The following is a 286-nucleotide window of genomic DNA, read 5'->3' as shown; positions in this document are numbered from 1 at the left end:
CCCCCCACCCGCGCCGCCCCCCGCGGCGAGACCGTCCTCCCCCCGCCCGCCGCCGCCCCCCCCGCCCAGCAGGCCCGCACCCCGCCCCGCCCCGCCACCACCCCGATCCTCTCGGCCCGCGAGGTGCAGGTCCTGTCCCTGGTCGCCACCGGCCACACCAACGCCGACATCGGCCGCGTCCTGCACATCACCGAGGCCACCGTGAAGACCCACCTGCTCCGCGCCTTCAACAAACTCGACGTCAGCGACCGCACCGCCGCCGTCACCACCGCGATGGCCCTCGGCG

1 protein-coding gene is annotated in these 286 nt (G+C 77.6%); it reads left to right on the top strand.

The genetic code is table 11. From position 1 onward, the window contains the following. Positions 1-286 (top strand): response regulator transcription factor (locus tag C7C45_RS35395; protein WP_146247497.1); only part of this gene is annotated, 286 nt, incomplete at both ends.

Origin of the sequence: Micromonospora arborensis (assembly GCF_003205615.1) — a bacterium.
Classification (GTDB): Bacteria; Actinomycetota; Actinomycetes; order Mycobacteriales; family Micromonosporaceae; genus Micromonospora; species Micromonospora arborensis.
This window is presented reverse-complemented; position numbering and strand designations above follow the sequence as displayed.